General features: G+C 70.8%; 20 protein-coding genes. 16 read left to right on the top strand and 4 right to left on the bottom strand.

Translation table 11 applies throughout. The features are described 5' to 3' along the window. The first annotated feature begins 9 nt into the window (after positions 1–9). Both V1457_RS01480 and V1457_RS01475 read left to right on the top strand, forming a co-directional pair. On the top strand, positions 10–2,523 hold the full coding sequence (locus V1457_RS01480; protein ID WP_407074740.1) for a DUF4118 domain-containing protein: 2,514 nt from the start codon (positions 10–12) through the stop codon (positions 2,521–2,523). Further along, the gene (locus tag V1457_RS01475) at positions 2,520–3,200 is read left to right on the top strand and encodes a response regulator (RefSeq protein ID WP_338599398.1); all 681 of its coding nucleotides are present in this window, start codon (positions 2,520–2,522) and stop codon (positions 3,198–3,200) included. Before V1457_RS01480 ends, V1457_RS01475 begins: the two co-directional genes overlap by 4 nt. Here the strand turns inward: V1457_RS01475 and V1457_RS01470 are convergent. Further along, positions 3,182–3,481: a hypothetical protein gene (locus V1457_RS01470; protein WP_338599395.1), complete on the bottom strand. Its 300-nt coding sequence runs from the start codon at positions 3,479–3,481 to the stop codon at positions 3,182–3,184. The two genes, V1457_RS01475 and V1457_RS01470, sit on opposite strands and share 19 nt — an antisense overlap. Positions 3,482–3,628: 147 nt before the next feature. Between V1457_RS01470 and V1457_RS01465 the strand changes: the two genes are divergently transcribed. The 8 genes from V1457_RS01465 to V1457_RS01430 all read left to right on the top strand — a co-directional run bounded on the left by V1457_RS01465 (position 3,629) and on the right by V1457_RS01430 (position 10,185). Beyond that, positions 3,629–4,480, top strand: coding sequence for a helix-turn-helix transcriptional regulator (locus V1457_RS01465; protein WP_338599391.1), 852 nt, complete (start codon positions 3,629–3,631; stop codon positions 4,478–4,480). Positions 4,481–4,501: 21 nt separating this feature from the next. Further along, positions 4,502–4,759 carry a DUF397 domain-containing protein gene (locus V1457_RS01460; protein WP_200070193.1) on the top strand — a complete coding sequence of 86 codons (258 nt, stop codon included), beginning with the start codon at positions 4,502–4,504 and terminating at the stop codon, positions 4,757–4,759. 112 nt (positions 4,760–4,871) lie between these two features. Next, positions 4,872–5,252, top strand: a complete 381-nt coding sequence (locus V1457_RS01455; RefSeq protein WP_338599387.1) for a hypothetical protein — start codon at positions 4,872–4,874, stop codon at positions 5,250–5,252. Positions 5,253–5,369: 117 nt separating this feature from the next. Next, positions 5,370–5,738 carry a hypothetical protein gene (locus V1457_RS01450; protein WP_338599384.1) on the top strand — a complete coding sequence of 123 codons (369 nt, stop codon included), beginning with the start codon at positions 5,370–5,372 and terminating at the stop codon, positions 5,736–5,738. Beyond that, complete coding sequence (locus tag V1457_RS01445) at positions 5,735–6,352, top strand: DUF3558 domain-containing protein (protein ID WP_338599381.1); 618 nt, start codon at positions 5,735–5,737, stop codon at positions 6,350–6,352. Before V1457_RS01450 ends, V1457_RS01445 begins: the two co-directional genes overlap by 4 nt. A gap of 20 nt (positions 6,353–6,372) precedes the next feature. Next, positions 6,373–7,605 (top strand): PPE domain-containing protein, encoded by a 1,233-nt coding sequence (locus V1457_RS01440; RefSeq protein ID WP_338599378.1) that lies wholly within the window; start codon positions 6,373–6,375, stop codon positions 7,603–7,605. Continuing rightward, positions 7,602–8,411, top strand: a complete 810-nt coding sequence (locus V1457_RS01435) for an ESX secretion-associated protein EspG (RefSeq protein WP_338599375.1) — start codon at positions 7,602–7,604, stop codon at positions 8,409–8,411. The genes V1457_RS01440 and V1457_RS01435 overlap by 4 nt, the downstream gene beginning before the upstream one ends. Further along, positions 8,320–10,185, top strand: a complete 1,866-nt coding sequence (locus V1457_RS01430; RefSeq protein WP_338599372.1) for a sugar porter family MFS transporter — start codon at positions 8,320–8,322, stop codon at positions 10,183–10,185. Before V1457_RS01435 ends, V1457_RS01430 begins: the two co-directional genes overlap by 92 nt. Positions 10,186–10,586: 401 nt before the next feature. Here the strand turns inward: V1457_RS01430 and V1457_RS01425 are convergent, their stop codons facing one another. Beyond that, on the bottom strand, positions 10,587–11,762 hold the full coding sequence (locus tag V1457_RS01425) for an NBR1-Ig-like domain-containing protein (RefSeq protein ID WP_338599369.1): 1,176 nt from the start codon (positions 11,760–11,762) through the stop codon (positions 10,587–10,589). A 210-nt stretch (positions 11,763–11,972) separates the two neighbouring features. Here V1457_RS01425 and V1457_RS01420 point away from each other — a divergent pair, with 210 nt between their 5' ends. The 6 genes from V1457_RS01420 to V1457_RS01395 all read left to right on the top strand — a co-directional run bounded on the left by V1457_RS01420 (position 11,973) and on the right by V1457_RS01395 (position 18,451). Continuing rightward, positions 11,973–12,290: a hypothetical protein gene (locus V1457_RS01420; RefSeq protein ID WP_200070186.1), complete on the top strand. Its 318-nt coding sequence runs from the start codon at positions 11,973–11,975 to the stop codon at positions 12,288–12,290. 48 nt (positions 12,291–12,338) lie between these two features. Continuing rightward, the gene (locus tag V1457_RS01415) at positions 12,339–12,623 is read left to right on the top strand and encodes a hypothetical protein (protein ID WP_338599364.1); all 285 of its coding nucleotides are present in this window, start codon (positions 12,339–12,341) and stop codon (positions 12,621–12,623) included. Between the two features lie 388 nt (positions 12,624–13,011). Then, positions 13,012–13,335, top strand: coding sequence for an acylphosphatase (locus tag V1457_RS01410; protein ID WP_338599361.1), 324 nt, complete (start codon positions 13,012–13,014; stop codon positions 13,333–13,335). 103 nt (positions 13,336–13,438) lie between these two features. Next, positions 13,439–17,149, top strand: a complete 3,711-nt coding sequence (gene smc / locus V1457_RS01405; RefSeq protein WP_338599358.1) for a chromosome segregation protein SMC — start codon at positions 13,439–13,441, stop codon at positions 17,147–17,149. A 22-nt stretch (positions 17,150–17,171) separates the two neighbouring features. Beyond that, positions 17,172–17,432, top strand: coding sequence for a hypothetical protein (locus V1457_RS01400; protein ID WP_338599355.1), 261 nt, complete (start codon positions 17,172–17,174; stop codon positions 17,430–17,432). A gap of 110 nt (positions 17,433–17,542) precedes the next feature. Then, positions 17,543–18,451, top strand: a complete 909-nt coding sequence (locus V1457_RS01395; RefSeq protein ID WP_338599352.1) for a hypothetical protein — start codon at positions 17,543–17,545, stop codon at positions 18,449–18,451. Positions 18,452–18,470: 19 nt separating this feature from the next. Here V1457_RS01395 and V1457_RS01390 read toward each other — a convergent pair whose 3' ends face one another. Both V1457_RS01390 and V1457_RS01385 read right to left on the bottom strand, forming a co-directional pair. Then, on the bottom strand, positions 18,471–19,991 hold the full coding sequence (locus V1457_RS01390) for a sodium:solute symporter (protein WP_295143463.1): 1,521 nt from the start codon (positions 19,989–19,991) through the stop codon (positions 18,471–18,473). Beyond that, positions 19,967–21,181 (bottom strand): anhydro-N-acetylmuramic acid kinase, encoded by a 1,215-nt coding sequence (locus tag V1457_RS01385; protein WP_338599347.1) that lies wholly within the window; start codon positions 21,179–21,181, stop codon positions 19,967–19,969. Before V1457_RS01385 ends, V1457_RS01390 begins: the two co-directional genes overlap by 25 nt. Positions 21,182–21,204 lie beyond the last annotated feature (23 nt).

The following is a 21,204-nucleotide window of genomic DNA, read 5'->3' as shown; positions in this document are numbered from 1 at the left end:
GAGGATGGGGTGGTGAACAGCGGCAAGCAGCGTGGTGAGCTGCGCATCTACCTCGGTGCGGCACCCGGCGTGGGCAAGACGTACGCGATGCTCGGCGAGGCGCACCGCCGTTCGGAACGCGGCACCGACGTCGTCGTGGGCCTGGTCGAGACGCACGGCCGCGAGCAGACCCGGCGCCTGCTGCACGGCCTCGAAGAGGTCCCGCGCCGCCGCGCCGCGCACCGCGGCGTCGATGTCACCGACATGGACCTCGATGCCGTGCTCGCCCGCGCGCCCGACGTCGCAGTCGTGGACGAGCTGGCGCACACCAACGCGCCCGGCTCCCGCAACACCAAGCGCTGGCAGGACATCGACGAACTCCTCGACGCCGGGATCACCGTGCTGTCCACGGTCAACGTGCAGCACTTGGAAAGCCTCAACGACGTGGTGGAGGCGATCACCGGGATCCGCCAGCGCGAAACCGTCCCGGACGAGGTGGTCCGCAGCGCCGAGCAGGTCGAGTTGGCCGACATCACCCCGGAGGCGCTGCGACGCCGCTTGGCGCACGGCAACGTCTACGCCGCCGACCGGGTGGACGCCGCGCTGGGCAACTACTTCCGCACCGGGAATCTCACCGCGCTGCGCGAGCTTGCGCTGCTGTGGCTGGCCGACCAGGTGGACGTGGCGCTGCGCCGCTACCGCCGGGAGCGGCACATCACCGCCACGTGGGAGGCGCGGGAGCGGGTGGTCGTGGCGATCACCGGCGGCCCGGAGAGCGAGACGCTGATCCGCCGCGCCCGCCGCATCGCCGCCCGCGCTGGCGCGGACCTCCAGGTCGTGCACGTGCTGCGCGGCGACGGACTCGCCGGAGCGTCCCCCGCCGGACTCGCCGGTGCCCGCCGCGTGGCCGATGACGTGGGTGCGAGCTTCCACAGCGTGGTCGGCGACGACGTGCCGGAGGCGCTGCTGGAGTTCGCCCGCGGCGCCGACGCCACCCAGCTCGTCCTCGGCACGTCCCGGCGTTCCCGCTGGGCGCGCGTGCTGGACGAGGGGATCGGCTCCACGGTGGTGCAGCGTTCCGGCTCGATCGACGTGCACATGGTCACCCACGCCCATTCCGGTCACGGCCGGGCGCGTCGGGCGGCCCGCAACCCCTTGTCGTTCCTCCGGCGCGCGTGGGGTTGGGCGCTGGCGTTCCTGCTGCCCGCGCTGATCACCGCGCTGAGCGCGCTGCTCGGCGATTTCGAGCTGTCCGTGGACGTGGTGGGCTATTTCCTGGCGACGGTCGTGGTCGCACTCGTCGGAGGTGTCGCTCCGGCGTTGACCGCCGCGTTGTTCGCGGGCGGTCTGCTGAACTTCTTCTTCGCCGAGCCCCGGTATTCGCTCGCGGTCAGCAGACCGGAAGTCCTGGTCACCGTGCTCGGCATGATCGGTGCGGGCCTGATGGTGGCGGTCGTGGTGGACCGCGCGGCACGGCTGGCGGAGCGCGCCGCCCGCGCGCGGACCGAGGCCGCGCTGCTGGCTTCCTACGCGCGCACCGCGCTCACGCACTCCGATCCGTTGCCGCGCCTGCTGGAGAAGCTGGTGGAGAACTTCGGCTTGTCCTCCGCGGCGCTGCTGGAACGGGCGGATGGCTGGCACGTGGCCGCCTCCGCCGGCTCCCCGCCGCACTCGCGGCCCGAAGAGTCCGATGTGGACATCGAGGTCACCGGGGACGCGCATCTCGTGCTGCACCTCCCGGGCGGCCGCCCGCTGCCCGCCGCGGACCGCACGGTGCTGGAAGCCGCCGCGGGCCAAGCGCTCGTCGCGCTGCGCCAGCAGCGGATGGCCGCCGAGACGGCGCAAGCCCAGCGCGAGGCCGACACCAGCAAGCTGCGCACCGCGCTGCTGTCGGCCGTGGGCCACGACCTGCGCACCCCGCTCGCGTCGATCAAGGCTTCGGTGAGCAGCCTCCGCGCCCCGGACCTGCGGTTGTCCGAGCAGGACACCGCCGAGCTGCTCGCCGGTGTGGAGGAATCCACCGACCGGCTCGCCGACCTGGTGGACAACCTGCTGGACTCGTCGCGGCTGGCGACGGGTGCCATCGTGCCGAAGCTGCGCCCGGTCGGTTACGACCAGGCCGTGGCGGGCGCGCTGGCCGGGTTGGACGGCCGTGGTCGCGTCGAGGCCGACGCCGACGAATCGCTGCCCGCGGTGCTCGCCGACATCGGCCTGTTGGAGCGGGTCATCGCCAACGTGCTGCAGAACGCGCTCAAGTACAGCGACGACCGGGTTTTCGTGCGTTCCAGCGAGCACGCGGCGTGGGTGGAGCTGCGGGTGGTCGACCACGGTCCGGGTTTGCCGCACGGTGCCGCGGATTCGGTGTTCGCCCCGTTCGAGCGCCTCGGTGGGCACACCGACACCGGTGAGCCCGGTGTGGGCTTGGGGTTGAGCGTGGCGCAGGGTTTCATGACGGCCATGCACGGCACCATCCGCGCCGAGGACACTCCCGGGGGCGGCCTCACGGTCGTGCTGGCGCTGCCCGCGAGCGTGGAGGCCCGATGACGAAGGTCCTGGTGGTCGACGACGAGCCGCAACTGCTGCGGGCGCTGCGCATCAACCTCACCGCACGCGGCCACGAAGTGCTCGTGGCCGCCGACGGCACGACCGCGCTGCGGTTGGCGGCGGAGGGCAAACCGGACGCGGTGGTCCTCGACCTCGGCCTGCCCGACCTGGACGGAGTGCAAGTCATCGAGGGTCTTCGCGGCTGGAGCACGGTGCCGGTGCTGGTGCTGTCGGCCCGCACCGAGTCGACGGACAAGGTGCACGCGCTCGACGCCGGAGCCGACGACTACGTCACGAAACCCTTCGGCATGGACGAGTTGCTGGCCCGCCTTCGGGCCGCGCTGCGCCGGGCCGGGGATTCCGCCGCCGCGGACGAACCCGTGGTGCGCACGGAGAGCTTCCAGGTGGATCTCGTGGCCAAGAAGGTGCAACGCCACGGCGCCGAGGTGCACCTGACCCCGACGGAGTGGGGGATGCTGGAAGTGCTGGTGCGGAACCGGGGACGGCTGGTCGGCCAGCGGCAGCTGCTCAAGGAGGTGTGGGGCCCCGCCTACGCGGAGGAATCCCACTACCTGCGGGTCTACCTGGCCCAACTGCGCCGCAAATTGGAGGACGACCCGAGCCGGCCCCGGCACCTGATCACCGAAGCGGGCATGGGCTACCGGTTCGAGGTGTGAACGTCCGGTTCCTGCTCGGCCCGCTGGGTCGCGGCGTTGGCGTCGTAGCGGGCGATGTCTTCCTGCGCGACCGCGATGGCCTCGTCCAGCGCGCGGCGGAACACGGCGATTTCGCTGTCGCGCAGCCGGAAGCAGCCTTGCAGCTCGGGTCCGGCGATCTCCACGTCGCCGCTGGCCGCGCCGACGGTGGCGATGTTGAACCGCTCGTCGTCGTCGACGCATCGGCACAGCCACTCCCGCTGCGGAGCGCCGTGCTCCAGCCGCGCGATCTTGTCGTCCACTGCTCCTCCTCGAGGTCGAGATCAACGTGGAACCAAGAATTGCGCAGGTGCAGTAGCCGACACAATTACGCCATCGAGTGATCGTCAGTGCAAATTTGTTCTGCCATGGTTGAAAACAGATTCCCCCGCAACCACTGGAGATTCACCATGGCTCGACGTGTCGGCCCTTCCGCTCGATCCCGCAGGCTCGCGCAATCACTGCGCAAGATCCGAACCGAGAACGGCGCGAGCGCCGCAGAGGTCGGCAAAGCCCTCGGCATGTCCGGCAGCAAGCTCAACCGGATCGAAACCTGCGAGATCGGGATCTACCTGGACGACCTGGAGAAGCTGCTGGATTTCTACCAGGTCGCCAAGTTGCGCCGCGTCGAACTCCTCGACATCGCCCGGCACGCCGAACAGCGCAGCTGGCTGCGCACCCGCAACGCGCACTTCCCCGCCGACTGGCAGACCTGGAGCGACTTCGAGGACGAGGCGACGGCGCTGCGGTACTACGAGCCGATGATGATTCCTGGGCTGCTGCAAACGCCTGAGTACGCGCGTGCTGTCATCGCGGCTACCGGCTGTTCTTTGACCGATCGTGAGGTCGATGAGCTGGTCAGCAGCCGGGTCGCAAAGCGTGGCTTGCTCACCGGCGCCAAGCCGCTAGAACTGCACGTGATCGTAGAAGAGGCTGCGTTGCAGCGGCCGTTCGGTGAGCCAGACTGCCGAACGCGGCAGATTCGGCACCTGATGCAGGAGGCGGAGCTCCCGAACGTGACCCTGCAGGTTCTCGCGCCCGATGCAGGACTGCATGTCGGCATGACCGGAGCATTCATCCTGGTCGAATACGGAGCAGAGCTTGGTTCCGTCTGGTTGGAGCAGATGGTGTCGAGCATCTGCCTGGAAGAGCGCGAGCATCTTGAGGTCTACCGGACCGCCTGGGAGAACCTGGTAAAGACCGCGCTCAGCACCGAGGGCTCGCTTGACCGGTTGCGACAGCTGGTCGTTCAGCTGGGGTGACGACGATGACATGCTATCGACATGAAAGATCCTCATTCGGAACAAGTGACCTGGCGTAAGTCCAGCCGGAGCGCGAGCAGCGCGAACTGCGTCGAGGTCGCCTTCGGCTGGCGCAAGTCGACCCGGAGCGCGACCACCGCGAATTGCGTCGAGGTCGCCTTGGGCGACGAGGTCGTCGGGGTGCGGGACTCGAAGGACCCGGATGGCGGTGTGCTGGTCGTCCCGGCTCGGCGATGGGCGGAGTTCGTCGGTTCGCTCGGCGTTACGTCAGTGCGGTGAACTTCGCGGAATCCTCGTCGTGCGGCGGAATTGCGCTGCTACGGTCCGCCGCGCATTGCTGATCAGCCGTCGTGCTGCGGAAATTTCAGCTTGGCAAGGAGGCAACCCGAGCATGGACGAGGAAATCCAGAACCCGCACGCTCGGCGGGCACTGTCCGATGCGCACGAACAGCTGGACCGCATGAGCCGGACGCAGTCGGGCCTGGACCAGCAGCGCGGAAATCTCGGGGAGGCGCTCGGAAACCCGGAACTCGCAGCCGCGCTCAACGGCTTCCTGGACAAGCTCGGCGGCGCCGTGCAAGACCACGTGCACACCACCCGCGCCCAACTCGCCGGCATCGCCGACCTGCAACGCCGCGAAGAACAGGCCGAACGCGACCAGCGCGGCACCGCAGCAGCCGGTCCGGCCCACGGCGACCCTGCTCGCGACGGCGCTGACCGCAGCAGCGGTGCAGCGGACGCCGAACGACCTCCGGAAACCGGCAATACCTGATGCGCGGCCCTCCGGTGCGCTCGGTGTGAAGTTCGCGGAAGTCGCACCTGCCGGGAACCTCCGCTGCTACCGTCTGCGTCGCACCGGTGATCAGCCGCCATGAGGGGGTTTCCCGCGATGACCGCACCAGCACCGCCACCCGCACCCGGCGGTCCAGGCCAACAGATCACCGTCACCCCGGAGAACGTCCTCGCGGCGCGTAAAGCGATTCTCGCGGCTGCCGAGGATGCGAGAAACAAGCTGGTGGCCAAGCAGACAGACCTCACGGTCCGCTCTCCGGCGAGGGATGACATCAGTGTTGCGGCGAGCGCGACTTGGACGGCCAACCTGATGGGTGATCCGGACTCGCACTACAACCGGCTGATGAGCTACGTGCTGCAGGTCGAGCAATTGGGACACCGCCTCGGTGAAGCGGCGAAGCAGTACGGCTATACCGATGAAGAGATTGCAGCGTCCTTCCAAGCGAAACCGGGGAAGATGATTTGAGCACGACAACTTCTTTGGGGCGTATCGGTGTGGCGGTCGCCTGCGCGGTTCTGTTCGCTGTCACCGCGGGCGGTTGCACGGTGAACGGTGCGACGGGAACGTCGCAGCCTGCACCGACATCCGAGGCTGGGGACGAGCAGCCTGCCCGGCCGCGCGAGCTCGCAGTAGCAGGTTTGACCGAACCCCAGATCTGTGGCTTGATCAAGCCCGAGCAAGAACAACAGATCGGCGCGTTTGGGCCGTCCCCGGCTCCGAAGGACGGCACGCTCGACTTCCCCGGCTGCATCTGGCAAAGCCCGGCGGGCGGTGTTCCCTACGGGATCGGCGTAGCTGTTGCTCCCATGAGTCTCGATGAACTCCTAGGGCAAAAAGATCCAGGTTCTCCGGAGACTGCCGCGACTTACACCGTCGGCGAAGGTTTCCGCGCGGTCCAGTCGCAAACACCTGGTGCCGAAGGCCTCGGTTGCGTTGTGGACGTCGATGTTGCCGAAGGGCAGGCGCTCGAGGTCAACATCGCGATGTTGCAGTCTCAAGCGCTGTCGAATCAGGAGCAGTGCGCAAAGGCCAAGCAGGCGGCCGAACTAGTCGTGACGAATCTGCAAGCGCAGGGCTGAAGGTTCTACAGGGGGCACGCATGAGCGATCTCGACCCGATTCGGGACCTGCGGTTCCAGGGGTTCGACATTCCCGAGCTGCTGCAGTGGATCGGCAAGATCAAGGAAGGGCGCGGCACCGAGTCGATGGAGCAGGCCGCGACCGCTCTGCAGCAGTGCGCGCAGATCGTCGCGGACCTGGACGAGACGCTGCGCACCGAGCTCGGCAAGTTGGAGATCGAGTGGCAGGGCCACGCGGGCAGCATCGCGCAGCAGGCCACCGCGCAGCAGACCGCGGTGATGCGCGAGTCGCAGGATCCGCTGGCGAATTCGGCCACGGGCGTGCAGGCGCAGGGACGCGGGTACGAGTCGGCGCGGAACACGCTGCCGAACCAGTCCGAGATCCAGCACCAGAAGGACGAGAACTTCTTCGAGTGGGCCGGTGGCGCGTTCGGCTACACCAGTGACTACGACGAAGAAGCCAAGAAGATCGACGGGCAGAAGCAGGTCGCGCAGCAGGCGCTGGGGTCCTACCGGGACACCACGGTCGCGCAGGCGGACGCCTTCCAGCCGTTGCCGGAGATGCAGCCCGCCGGGGTCAGCGCCCAGTCGGCGAGTCCCAGCGGCGCGGGCGGTTCCGGCGTCGGCGCGTTCTCGGGGGCCGGTGGTGGCTCCGGGTCCGGCGGCTACTCCGAGAGCGGTGGCGCGTTCGGCGGCGGCTATCCGGGTGCCGTGCCGGGGCAAAGCGGTGGTCAGCGGCCCGGCGGGCACAGCGGCAGCAGTCCCGAGGACGAGCAGTCGACCGGTGGCGGCGTGGATCGCGCCCCGGGCGAAGCTCCGCAGCAGGACGGCATCGGGCTCGGCGGTGCGCTCGGGATCGGCGCCGGTGGTGCGGCCGTCGCCGGGATCGGTGCGGCAGCGGCGGGCAAACTCCTCGGCGGCAAGGGTGCGACGCCGGGAAGTGGCTCGGGAGGTGGCTCGGGCGCAGCCGGTGGCGGCGGCAAATCCGGCGGGAGCCTGAAAGGCGGCGGCTCGTCCGGCGTCGGCGGCGGCCCCGGTGACACCACCGCGGGTCGCACCGCCGGTGGCTCGGCCACCAGCCGCCCCGGGCCCGGCTCGATGATGGGACCGGCCGCGACCCGCGGCGGGCAGCCCGACGACGACGCCGAGCACGAGGACAAGTACTACGAGCCGGAGACGCCGTTCGACGACAACCGGCTCGTGGCGCCGCCGGTGTTCGGCGCGGACCGCGCGCCCGACGACGAGCGGGAGTGACGGTGCGGCCCGGAGCCGACGGCGAACCGATCACGCTGTCCACATTGGAATTCGATGTGGTCTGCGAGGCGGAAGCGCTGACCGACCGGCGGCACATCGTGCTGGACGTGCCCAGCCCGGGGCGCACCCACACCGAACGCGCCGGACTCGTCGCGGAAGTCTGGCCGCAGCTGCGGTCCCGGCAGCTGGCCGAATCCCGCCGGGACCGGGTGGATCCGGACTTCGGCGACCTGCTGGTGCTGCTGGACCGTCCGAAGCTGAGCCTGGACCTGCGGATCTGGGCCGATCGCGCGATCCGGGCGCAGGCCGCGTGCAACGGCGGCACCGGCCTGCTGACCATTGTGGACGGTGACGTCGTCGAACTCACTCCGGTGCGGGGGAGTTCGCTGGCCGAAGCCGTCATCTCGGTCGCCGGGGACGCACCGCCCGGCGCGGGCCGGGCGGTGAGCGTGCCGCACGAGGTGCTCCGCGACGCGAGTGCGGGCGCCGGTCAGCACGACTCGCGCGCGTTGACCGACGAGCTGCGGGTGCGCGGAGTCGGCGCGGACGACGCGGCGACGCTGGCCGCGATGGCCGACGGGATGGGGATGCGCGGGCAGTTCGGCGTCGAATTCGCGCCGACGCGCGGCTCGAAACCGGAACGCGCGCCGCGGGTCGTCGCGTTCCACGACACCGGCTCCGGGCGCTACCTGCACGTCGTGCGCGCCAACGGCGATGGGCAGCTGTGGAGCACCGTCGCGCCTTCCAGCAACCAGCTGTTGGCCTGGTACCTGCAGGAACTCATCACCGAGACCACCGGCGACTGACGCCTTCCCGCCGGTGCCCCGGCGTGTCGGCGCACCCGATCTTTCCGAGCGAACGGCCCGTTCGACCAATCTAGTGGGACCAACAGTCCGTTCACTCCGCGGAATCCCACTGGCGCGGGCGAGCTACGCGAGTGTCGGCACGCCTCGATGTTCCGAGCGAACGGCCCGTTCGACCAATCTAGTGGGACCAACAGTCCGTTCACTCCGCGAGAATCCACTGGGATGGGCGAGGCGCGGGCGTGTCGGCGCGACGTCCGCGGTCGGCGGGAGCCACCGGGTGCGGCTCGCCGGGACGGTCGGCGCTCGGTTGCGATTGCGTTCCGGCTCTGGTCCCAGCAGGGCACTTCGTCTACGGTCTCGCCCGGCCGTCGGCCGTCCACCCAGGGCAGCGCGGCACGAGAGGAAGGCGCAGCACATGAGCACACCGGCTACCCAGCCAGGAGCCGGGCGGGGCACGATCATCGGCGCGTCGACGATCGCCGCGCTCGGCGGGCTGCTGTTCGGCTACGACACCGGCGTCATCTCCGCCGCCCTGCTCTACATCGCACCCGCGTTCGGCCTGAGCACCGGGATGAAGGAGGTCGTGGTCGCGTCGCTGCTGCTCGGCGCGGTCGCCGGTGCGATGAGCGGCGGCCCGGTCGTGGACCGGCTGGGGCGCAAGCGCACGCTGCTGCTGGTGTCCGCGGTGTTCACCGCGGGCGCGCTGCTGTCGGCCGTGGCGGTGGACGTGGCGATGCTGATCGTGGCGCGGGTGGTGCTCGGGCTGGCCATCGGGGCGAGTTCGCTGGTCGTGCCCGCCTACATCGCCGAGATCGCGCCGCCTGCGCTGCGCGGCCGGTTGGTGTCCATGAACCAGCTCATGATCACCATCGGGATCTTCGTGTCCTACCTGGTCGGCTATGCGTTCGCCGAGATGCAGGGATGGCGCTGGATGCTCGGGCTGGCGGCCGTGCCGTCGCTGGCGATGCTGATCGGGCTGCTGTTCCTCGGCGAAAGCCCGCGCTGGCTGCTCGCCCGCGGGCGCACCGATGAGGCCAGGGCCGAGCTGCTGCGCACCCGATCGGCGCAAGAGGTCGACGCGGAGATCGACGAGATCACCGTGGCCATGCGGGAGGAGAGCAAGTTCTCCTACCGCGACCTGTTCCGGCCCGGGCTGCGGCCCGCCGTGCTGCTCGGGTTCGCCGTGGCGGCGACCAACCAGCTCGTGGGCGTCAACGCGGTGATCTACTACGCGCCGACGATCCTGCAGCAGGCCGGGCTCGGTGCCTCGGCGTCGATCCTGTCCTCGGTCGGCATCGGCGCGGTGAACATGGTCTTCACCGCGATCGCGCTGCTGATGATCGACCGGGTCGGGCGGCGGCCGCTGCTGATCGGCGGGACCTCGGTGGTGATCGTCGTGCTGTTCGGGCTCGGCGCGCTGTACCTGCTGCCGAGCGTGCAAGGGCTCGGGTTGTGGCTCACCGGCGGGCTGATGCTCTACGAGGCGGCGTTCGCGGCCAGCCTCGGGCTCGCCATCTGGCTGATCAACAGCGAGGTGTTCCCCACCGCAGTGCGCGGCAAGGCTTCCAGCGTCGGCACGGTGACGCACTGGGCGCTGGACTTCCTCATCTCCATTTCGGTGCTCACGCTGATCAGCGCCCTCACGGAAACCGGATTGTTCTGGATCTACGGCGTGCTCGGAATCATCGGACTCGGCTACCTGTACCGGAACCTGCCGGAAACGAAGGGGCGCAGTCTGGAGGACATCGAGCGGTCGTTGCGCAAGCAGCGATGAATCCTGGCGAAATGAATGGTGGTGCGGTTCCGCCGGAAATGTTCCAATGGCAGCAGACGTTCCGATTCGAAGCTGAGCGACGGCCTGCCGAAGCGGCGCCCCGCTTCCGGAATTGACCTGGCCGCCCGCCTGAATGTCCGCTGGTCAATGCGCTGACCTGCATGCACATTGGCGCGGGCGGCTCCGGCCAATGATCGCTTGTGGTGGCCGGAGCGTGGTGGTTGTGTGGTCGGCACGGCGAACCGGGGAACATCACTGAACAGGCGGGAAGCCATTATGCGCGTTCGGCAGCATCCGAATCACGAGCGCGCGAATCCGGTTCCGGCGCCATCGGCCACCCCATGGGGAATCGAAGGGCGTCTTCGTTCCGCTGGGGGTTGGACGAAGGCGCCCTTCGCCGCTCAGCGCACCACCCGCCAGTCGAAGAAAACGGGGTGCAGCGCGTTCTCCGGGAAGAACAACCTCCCGGATTCGTCGACCATCTTCCACGCGATCTTGCAGCGGCCCGGTTCGTCGCCCGCGTTCACCGGGACCGCCACCCGCACCGTGTCGCCCGGCCGCACGTCCGGGATCCACACCCGCTTCGGCGCGGTGCAGGCGGAATCGCCGATGGGCGGTCCGGCCTGCTCGAGGTATCGGCCGGACCACGGCACGTCACCTGCGTTGCGCAGGTCCCAGGTCTTGACGAAACTCCCGCCTGCCTGGACCGGGCTGTCGTCGAGCAGGTTCTCGTCGACCATCAACGAGTTGTCGCCGGGAATGGGCCGCTGCGGTTCGGAAAGGAAATACGTGGCGGCGGCGATGGCCGCGACGGTCACGACGACGGCGGTTCCGGCCGGGAGCAAGGCGCGGCGGAGCCGCTCGCGGGCAGCGGGACGGCCGGTCGGAGGTTCGGGGGAGTCCGGGGTTTCGCGGGCGGCCGCGCTGCCCGGGGACGCTGCGTCTCCGGAGGGCGCGGCTTCTTCGGGGGAAGGTGCGCCTTCGGGAGACGCGGCTTTTCCGGAGAACGCTGCTTGTTCGGAGAACGGGGTTTTTCCGGAGAACGCGGTTTTTCCGGAGAACGCTGCGTCTCCGGAGGTCGTGGCGTCTTCGGGAGACGCGACGTCCTCGCCGGGCGCTGGAACGGAGTCCGGGACGCCGGTCGGTGTGCCGTTGACCGTTCCGCGGGTGCCCGCCGCCGCGGACTCCGCGCCGGCCGTCCCGTTCGCTCCGCTCGCGAGACCGCTCGAGTGCGCGCCGGGGAGGCTCGCCGCGGCATCCTCGCGTGCCCGCTCCCAACGTCGGGACCACTCGCGGCGAGTCGCGCCCGCGTCCTCGCCGAGCACACCGACCGCGAGGCTGCGCACGAACTCCCAAGTGGTCTCCCACGAAGGCAGGTCCTGGCCGCGCGCAGCCGACGACAACGCGGATTTCGACGCGGCCGCGCCGAAATCGCCCCGCATCCGATCGTAGGAGGGATCTCCGGCCGCCTCCTTCAACTCGCACAGCCGGTGCGCGAACGCGGCGACCGGACCGGTCGCCGGGTCCGGGCGCAGCTGCTTGCGGCCGCGTTTGCCGGGAGTGCACGGTTCGCTCATCGGCCGCGTCCGCGGCCGCACGTGGTGCCGGACATGGAACCTGTGTTTAGCACGGCGCCGCTCGGCGTCGGCGCGGCGATCGGGTGATTGCGCCGCACGACACGGCAAACCGCGCGAACGGTCCAGCGCCGTGCGCCGCAGGCCGAGCGCGTGGCCCCGGGAACCGCGCACTCAGACGTCGGTCACTCCGCGAAGGGCGCTTCGGGATCCATGTACGGAGCGTTCGGCGGAGCCGGGTCTTCCGTCGCCGGGACGCGATACGTGGTCGTGCTCGGTTCCGTCGTCGTCGAGGTCGGACCGGGCATGTCCGAGGTCGGAGCGGGCGTCCGCGAGGTCGGCCGGGAGACGGTCGGCTCCGGCGAGGTCGCCTCGGGCCCGGTCGTCGTCCGGCCGGACGTGGTCGGTGGCGGTGCAGGCGACGGCGCCGGACCCTCCGTGCGGCTGGACGTGCCGGTGCTCGGCGGGCTCGTCGGCGGCGCACTCGTCGGCGGGGGCGTGCTCGGCGGAGGCGTGCTCGGCGGAGGCTGAGTCGTCGGGGGCGGATCGGTCGTCGGCGGCGGAGGCGGCGGCTTCGGCGTGGTCGGCGGCGTGGTCGGCTGCGGCGGCGTCGGCGACTCGGTCGGCGTGCCGGTGGGCCGCGGGGACTCCGAAGTCGTCTCCGGTGGCGGCGGCAACTCCTCGGAATCCTCGGAAGAACTCGTGGAACTGCTCGGGGAAGAAGTCGTGCCCGGCGCCATCGGCGGCGGAACCAGCACCGGCGGCGCCTCCGACGTCCGCGTGCCCGGATACCCGTCGGTGGTGACCAGCGTCGTCCCCGCCGGCCCTGGCGGGAGTTCGGAGCTGACGTCGTTGCGTTGCTGACCGCCCACGACCAGCGCGGCGGTGGTGGCGAAACCGGTGGCGACCACGACCCCGGTGGTCACCCACAGCACGAACCGGCGCGGCCGCGCGTCCGGGTGCTCGGCGTGGGGCTGCGCCCCATCGGCGTCCGGTGCTAAAGGGTCCATCAACGTTCCCGCCCTCGAAGTCCCACCGGCACGGACTGGCGAACCCGTGCCGCTGACCCGGTACGGACCTCGACCGGCGAAGTCGGACGTCCAGCACCGCGTGGATCACTCCTGGATCAGCGGACACGGTAGCCGCCGGTGCGCGGGCCACCGCCGCCGGGTGGGCCCCGTGCGCAGCCGGTTTGATCAAGGAGGCGGGGGCGGGTCGGCCGCATCCGCGCCGCGGCGGGCATCATGCGGGTGTGACCGACCGCAGCGATTCCGCGAGCAGGGATTCCGGGAACAGGGATGCCGGCGACACCCGCCTCACCGCCCGGGTGCACGGCCACGTGCAGGGCGTCGGGTTCCGGTGGTTCACCCGATCGAAGGCGCTGGAGCTGGGGCTGGTCGGCAGCGCGACCAACCTGCCCGCAGGCAAGGTCGAGGTCGTCGCCGAAGGTCCCCGCCACGCGTGCGAGCAACTGCTCGCCGCGCTGCGTTCCGCGGAAACCCCGGGCCGGGTGGAGCACGTCGGCGAGCAGTGGACGGAGCCGAAAGGCGGCCTGGACGGCTTCGTCGAGCGCTGAGAGCTCCCGCGTCCTGCGTGGTTATCCGCAATAGCCCGCACCGCGCCGGGTACGCTCGCGCGAACGCCGCACGCACAGACTCGCGGGAAGGTCGATCGCAGCCGTGCACTTGAAGAGCCTGACGCTGAAGGGGTTCAAGTCGTTCGCGTCGGCCACCACGCTGCGCTTCGAACCGGGCATCACCTGCGTGGTCGGCCCGAACGGCTCCGGCAAGTCCAACGTGCTCGACGCGTTGACCTGGGTGATGGGCGAGCAGGGCGCGAAAGCCTTGCGCGGCGGCAAGATGGAGGACGTCATCTTCGCCGGCACCTCCGGTCGCGCGCCGCTGGGCCGGGCCGAGGTCACGCTCACCATCGACAACGCCGACGGCGCGCTGCCCATCGAGTACACCGAGGTCTCGATCACCCGCCGGATGTACCGGGACGGCGCCAGCGAGTACGAGATCAACGGCAACACCTGCCGGTTGATGGACGTGCAGGAGCTGCTGTCCGACTCCGGCATCGGCCGCGAGATGCACGTGATCGTCGGGCAGGGCCAGCTGGCCTCGATCCTGCAGGCCAAGCCGGACGAGCACCGCAGGCTCATCGAAGAGGCCGCGGGCGTGCTCAAGCACCGCAAGCGCAAGGAGAAGGCGCTGCGGAAGCTGGACGCGATGCAGGCCAACCTCACCAGGTTGACCGACCTCACCGGCGAGTTGCGCCGCCAGCTCAAACCGCTCGGCAAGCAGGCCGAGATCGCGCGCAAGGCCCAGACCGTGCAGGCCGACCTGCGCGACGCGCGGCTGCGGCTGATCGCCGACGACCTGGTCAGCGCCCGCGCCGAACTGGCCCGCGACCAGGCCGACCAGGAGAACGCGAAGGCCAAGCGCGCCGAGGTCGAGCGCAACCTGCAGTTCGCCCAGTCCGAGGAGAAGGGGCTGGAGGAGAAGGTCGCCGCCGACGCGCCGCGGCTCAACCGCGCCCAGGACACCTGGTACCGGCTCTCCGCGTTGGAAGAACGGCTCAACTCCACGCTGCGGCTGGCCGAGGAGCGGCACAAGCACCTCACCGCGCAGAACGTCGAAGAACGCAGCGGCCGCGACCCGGACCAGCTCGAAGAGGAAGCCGCCGAAGCCGCCGAGCAGGAGATCGAGCTGCGCGAGGAGGTCGAACGCGCCCGGGAGGCGCTGGGCGAGGTGGAGCGCCGGCGCGCCGATCTCGAATCGCAGCTCAAGGACGCCGAGCGGGAGCACATGGCCGCGGTGCGCGCGATCGCCGACCGGCGCGAGGGCGTGGCGAAGCTGTCCGGCCAGGTCGAGTCGATGCGCAGCAAGGTCAGCGCCACCAGCGACGAGCTGGAACGGCTCACCGCCTCGCTGGCCGAGGCGCAGGAACGCGCCGAGGTCGCCGAATCCGCCTACGCCGACGCCGAAGCCGAAACCGGTGGCCAGGAATCCGACGACGCCGGGCTGGAGGAACGCCGGGTCAACGCGGCCGAAGCGCGCGACGCCGCGCGGGCGCGCGTGGAAGAGCTCGTGAAGGAAGAGCGCGCCGCCGAGCGGGAGATCGCTTCCTGGAAGGCCCGCGTCGAAGCGCTGTCGATGGGCCTGAACCGCAAGGACGGCGCGGGCGCGCTGCTGGCCGCCGGTGACCGGGTGCCCGGGCTGCTCGGGTCGGTGGCCGCGCTGCTGACCGTCGATACCGGTGCGGAGGCCGCGCTGGCTGCGGCGTTGGGCGCGGTCGCCGATGCGGTGGCGGTCGACGGCGTGGGCGACGCGGTCACCGCGCTGGAACTGCTCAGGTCCGACGAGGCGGGCAAGGCCGGAGTCCTCGTCGGCGGCACCGCGACTCCGGACCGCTCGAACTGGCCGCAGCTGCCCGGCGGTGCGCACTGGGCCGCCGACCTGGTGCGCGCGCCCGACGGGTTGCGCGGCGCCGTGACCACCGCGCTGGACCGGATGGCCGTGGTCGACGACCTCGGCGCCGCCCGTTCGCTGGTGCAGGAGCACCCCGGGGTGCGCGCGGTGACCCGCGGCGGCGACGTGCTCGGCGGGCACTGGGCCACCGGCGGCTCCGACGACGCGCAGAGCGTGCTCGAAGTGCAGGCCGCCGTCGACGAAGCCGAGCAGGAGCACGCCGCCGCGCAACGCCGCCTTGAGCAGCACTCGGCAGCGCTGGAAGGCGCCCGCGCCGAGGAGGAAGCCCGCCGCGACGAGGTCCGCGCGGTGCAGGAGCAGATCAACGAGGCCAAGGTCGCAGCGGCCCGCAGCACCGAACGGATCTCCAGCCTGCGCAAGGCCGCCCAGTCCGCCACCGCCGAGGTCGAGCGGGTGCGCGAGCAGCGGAGCAAGGTCGAGCAGTCCCGCGAGCAGGCGCTTTCCTCGCTGGCCGAGCTGGAGGAACGGCTCAGCGCGGTCAAGACCGAGCAGCAGGAGCAGGCCGAGCCGGACACCGAGCTGCGCGACCGGCTCAACAACGAGCTCGGCACCGTGCGCCAGGAGGAGATGGACGCCCGGCTCGGCCAGCGCACCGCCGAGGAGCGGGCGCGCGCCGTGCAGGGCCGCGCCGACCAGCTGCGCAGGGCCGCGCGCCAGGAGCGGGAAGCGCGGGCGCGCGCCGAAGCCGCCCGCCAGGCGCGGGAGCGCGGCGCCCGGGTGACCAGGGCCGTCATCGACGGTGCGCAGAAGGCGCTGGAGCGGATCGCCGGGTCGCTGCGCGCGGCCACCGACGAACGCGACACCGCGCAGGCCCAGCAGGCCGAGCACGACCAGGCGTTGGGCACGGTGCGCGCGCGGGTCCGCGAACTCGGCGGCGAGCTGGAGAAGCTCACCGACGCGGTGCACCGCGACGAGATGGTCCGCGCCGAGCAGCGGCTGCGCATCGAACAGCTCGAGAACAAGATCATCGAAGATTTCGGCATCGGGCTGGACGACCTCGTCGAGGAGTACGGCCCGACCGTGCCGGTACCGCCGACGCCCGCCGAGGTCGCCGAGTACGAAGCCGCCAGGGAACGCGGCGAAGAGGTCAGCGAACCGCCGTCGATGCCCTACGACCGCGGTACCCAGGAACGCCGCGCCAAGCGCGCCGAGAAGGACCTGTCGCTGCTCGGCAAGGTCAACCCGCTGGCGCTGGAGGAGTACGCGGCGCTGGAGGAGCGCTACCGGTACCTGTCCGGCCAGCTCGAAGACCTCAAGGCCACCCGCCGCGACCTGCTCGACGTGGTCAAGGAAGTGGACGAGAAGATCCTCGAGGTCTTCCAGTCCGCGTTCCACGACGTGGCCGCGGAGTTCAAGCAGGTGTTCTCGGTGCTGTTCCCCGGCGGTGACGGGCGGTTGGTGCTCACCGACCCGGAGGACATGCTCAGCACCGGCATCGAAGTCGAGGCGCGCCCGCCCGGCAAGAAGGTCAAGCGGCTCTCGCTGCTGTCCGGCGGGGAGAAGTCGCTGACGGCGGTGGCGATGCTGGTGGCGATCTTCCGGGCGCGGCCATCGCCGTTCTACGTGCTCGACGAGGTCGAGGCGGCGCTGGACGACACCAACCTGCGGCGCCTGATCACGCTGCTGGACCAGCTGCGCAGCACCTCGCAGCTGCTGATCATCACGCACCAGAAGCCGACCATGGAGATCGCCGACGCGCTCTACGGCGTGAGCATGCGCGGGGACGGCATCACGACCGTGATCTCGCAGCGGCTGCGCGGCTCGGAACCGGAGCCGGACCCGGCGGCTGCCGGGCCGCCGCCGGAGGTCGTCGCGGACGGGCCGGAAGCGGAATCGGGACCGGAGCCGGATTCGGAAGCCGCTGCGGACGCCGAGCAGCAGGCCGCGGAACACCCCTGACCTAGGACGGTTCCATGTCTCGGTGTTCCCGCGCGACATCCTCGATCCGCCGCGGGTACTGCTCGAACGCAGCACCAACCTGGTGCACCTGAACCGGATGGGGACCGCGGTGGGCACTTCGCCCGGTCGAGGAGCCGGAGCTCTACGTCGGCGAACTCCGGGACTTCTTCCGGCCTTTCCGGTGATCCGGCCCGTTCGGCCTGGCGTGAGGTCGTGCGCACCGGAGGACGGCGACGGCTACCTCGGCTCGATCGTGCTGGCCGCGGATCAGGACGGTGCGTGAGGCGCCTCGGCCACGCTCGGCCCGGGCCGGTCGCAATACCGGAGATCGGCCGAGTGCTCGCGGGCATTACGGTGTGTGCCGAATCCGCCGGACGCCGCCAGGAGGCCCGCATGTCGCAGCCGTACGGTCCGCAGGGCCAGCCGTACCCGCCCGCCGGTCAGCAGGCGCCGCACGGTCAGCAGACACCGCCTTCGAACGGATACGCACCGCAGCCTCACCCGGGCGCCGGGCCGCAGTACCAGCCGGGTTCGGGCCCGGTGCCGCAGCCGTACCCGAACTCGGGGCCGCTGCCGCAGCAGCAGCCGGGGTCGGGGCCGTTCCCGCAACAGCCCCATCCCGGGTCGGGCCCGTTCCAGCAGCCGCACCCGGGGTCGGGGCCGCTGCCGCAGCAGGGATATCCGCAGCAGCCCGGCCATCCGCAGCAGCTCGGCCATCCGCAACATGCCGGTCATCCGCAGCAAGCCGGTTACCCGCCGCAGCCCGGTTATGCCGGCCCGTACGCGCAGCCGGGTCAGCCGCAGCCGGGGTTCCCGCCGGGTTTCCCGCCGCAGCCCGGCCAGCCCGGCCAGATCGGCCAGCAGCAAGGCCACCTCGGGATGACCCAGCAAATGCCCGGCAAGCCTCCGATGGGGCCGCCTCCCGGCATGGGCCGCATCGTGCTGGACTCCTCCTACCTGCCCATGGCGTTCACGCTGGCGCTGTTCAAGCCCGGCCTGACCATCAACGGACAGCCGGGACCGCCGGTGGGCTGGGGCAAGACCGCGATCGACCTGCCGCCCGGGCAGTACCAGATCGAGGTGCACGTCAACTACCTGTGGAAGTTCGGCTCGGCCACCGCGATGATCCCGCTGAGCGCGGGCCAGCGGGTCGACGCCTTCTACCGGTCGCCAGCCATGGCCTTCGGCGGCGGCAACCTCGGCCCGACACCGCAGTCCACGCCGAACGTCGGCATGACCGTCGGTGCTTGCGTCGCGGCCGCCGTCGTCGGCCTGCTGATCGTCTTGCTCCTGTTGCTCTGATCCGCCGGGACGGCTCCGCTCACTCCGCGGAGCCGACCGGTTCGGGCGCCGGGCGCGGGTTCCGCAGCGACAGCAGGCCGCCGACGAGCAGCGTCACGACCACTCCGAGCGGGGTGAGCCACGGGAACGCCAGCGTCGCCGAGCCGCCCTCGCCGTCCGGGAACATCAGCAACGCGTCCCCGTCGCCCGCGATCGGCAACGCCACCAGCAGCACCACCACCAGCGTCGCCACGAACGCGACGATCGCGTCCAGCTGCCGCGCCCGCCGCACCAGCAGTCCCAGCAGGAACGCGCCGAGCAGCGCGCCGTAGGTGTAGCTGGCGATCTCCAGCCCGAGCTCCACCACGGGGTTGTCGGTGCTGCTGAACAGCGACGCGAACACCACGAACACCAGCGCCCACACCAGCGTCCAGATCTTGCCGAGCCGCAGCACGCCCGCGTCGTCGCTGCGCCGGGTCAGCCGCCGGTAGAGGTCGCTGACCGTGGACGTGGACAACGAGTTCAGCGACGAGGACAACGTGCTCATCGCCGCGGCGAGGATGCCGGCGATCAGCAGCCCGGACAGCCCCGGCGGCAGCTCGTTCACGATGAACCGGGGGAACAGCTCGTCCTTGCTGGCCATGCCCAGCTCGGCCGGGGCGGCGCCGCCGTGGAACGACCACAGCATGGTGCCGATGAACAGGAACAGCGCGAACTGCAGCGCGACCACCACACCGCTGCCGATCAGCGCCAGCTGGCTCTCCCGCAGGTTCCGGCAGGACAGCAGCCGCTGCACCATCAGCTGGTCGGCACCGTGCGAGGCCATCGCGAACACCGCGCCGCCGAGCACGGCGGTGATGAACGCGTACTGCTCGGTGACCACCGAAGAACCGAAATCCAGCAGCTGGAACTTGCCTTCGGACCAGGCGGTGGACGCCCAGTTCCCGGGTAGCCGGGTCGAGAGCACTCCCGCGGTCAGCACCGCCCCCGCGACGTAGACCAGCATCTGGATCGCGTCGACCCACACCACGGCCTTGATCCCGCCGAGGTAGGTGTAGATCACCGTGATGATCGAGAGCACCAGCACGATCTGCCAATAGGAGAACTGCAGGCCGAAGGCGTCCAGCATCACCTTCACCGGGATCGCGGTGGCGAACAGCCGCAGCCCGTCCGCGAGCAGCCGGGTGATCAGGAACGTCACCGATGCGGTGCCCTGCAGCCCGGAGCCGAAGCGCTGGCCCAGGAACTCGTAGGCGCTGACCAGGTTCCCGGCGTAGTAGCGCGGCAGCAGCACGAACGCGACCACGATCCGGCCGATCAGGTAGCCGATGGCCAGCTGCAGGTAGGTGAAGGTGCCGAGGTAGGCCACCGTCGGCACGCTGATCACCGTCAGCGTGGAGGTCTCGGTGGCCACCACGGAGAAGCACACCGCCCACCACGGCAGGTTCCTGCCGCCGACGAAGTAGTCCTGCGAACTGCGTTGCCGCCCGCTGAGCAGCAGGCCCAGCAACGGCATCGCGATCAGGTACACCCCGATCACGATGAGATCGACGGACCGCATTCGCCCTCCTGTGAATTCGTCGTGGGGTGGTCGGTGATGCGCAGGCGCCGCACCGGTGCGGCGGGTTCCGGAAGGTGCAGCGGTCCGGTGCCGGGCGTGATCGAGCCGAGTGGCCGCGGGTCCGCGCCGGTGGTTCCCGGCACGTTGCCCGGCAGCCCGTGCCAGGTCAGCCAGCCCAGCAGCGCCGCCAGGTACGCCTCCTTGCCGTGCGCGGGCAGCCCGAGTTCGTCGCTGGTGCGCAGTTCGATCGCGCCGAGTTCGCGGCGCAGCGCGTCCATCAGCACCGGGTTGCGGACGCCGCCGCCGGAGGCGATCACCTGCCGGGCGCCGTTCGCGCGGCAGGCGGTGGCGACGGTGGTGGCGGTCAGCCGGGTGAGGGTGGCCAGCAGGTCCGGTCCGGAGATCCGCAGGTCGTGCACGGCTCGCCGCAGGTAGTCGGCGTTGAAGTGCTCCTTGCCGGTCGATTTCGGCGCCGCGGCCGCGTAATAGGGGTCGGCCAGCAGGTTCGCGAGCAACTCGTCGTGCACCTGCCCGCGCGCGGCCAGCTCGCCGCCGACGTCGCTGTTCGCGGCGCCGCCGGTGACCTCGGCGGCCGCTGCGTCGAGCAGCGCGTTGCCCGGACCGGTGTCGTACGCGAGCGGTTCCGGCCCGCCCACGACGGTGATGTTGGCGATGCCGCCGATGTTCAGCGCCACGCCGGGGCCGGGCCGGTCGGCCAGCCACAGCGCGTCCAGCACGCCCGCCAGCGGAGCGCCGTGCCCGCCTGCGGCGACGTCGCGGGCGCGCAGGTCGGCGACCACCGGGAGTCCGGTGGCCTCGGCGATCCAGGCGGGCTGGCCCAGCTGGAAGGTGCCGCGGGCGCGCCCGGCATCGACCCAGTGGTAGAGCGTCTGGCCGAGCGAGGCGACGAGGTCCGCCGGTCCGAACTCGGCGATGCCTTGGCGGGCGGCCTGCGCGAACGCGCGTCCGACCTCGGTGTCGAGCACGCACAGCTCCCGCGCGTCGCACGGCTGCGGAGGCAGTGCGGCCAGCAGCCGTTCCCGCAGTCGCGGCGGATAGGGGAGCTCGGTGCAGCCGAGCGGCCGCAGCTGGACCTCTCCGGCCGTGGCCGGGTTCAGCTCGGCCACCGCGACGTCGATGCCGTCCATCGACGTTCCGGAGATCAAGCCGACGACCCGGTTGGCGGACATGCCCAGTGGTCTATTGCACCCTG

This window comes from Saccharopolyspora sp. SCSIO 74807 (assembly GCF_037023755.1).
Taxonomy (GTDB): Bacteria; Actinomycetota; Actinomycetes; order Mycobacteriales; family Pseudonocardiaceae; genus Saccharopolyspora_C; species Saccharopolyspora_C galaxeae.
Note: the sequence above shows the minus strand (reverse complement) of the source record. Positions and strands in the feature narration are given on the sequence as shown.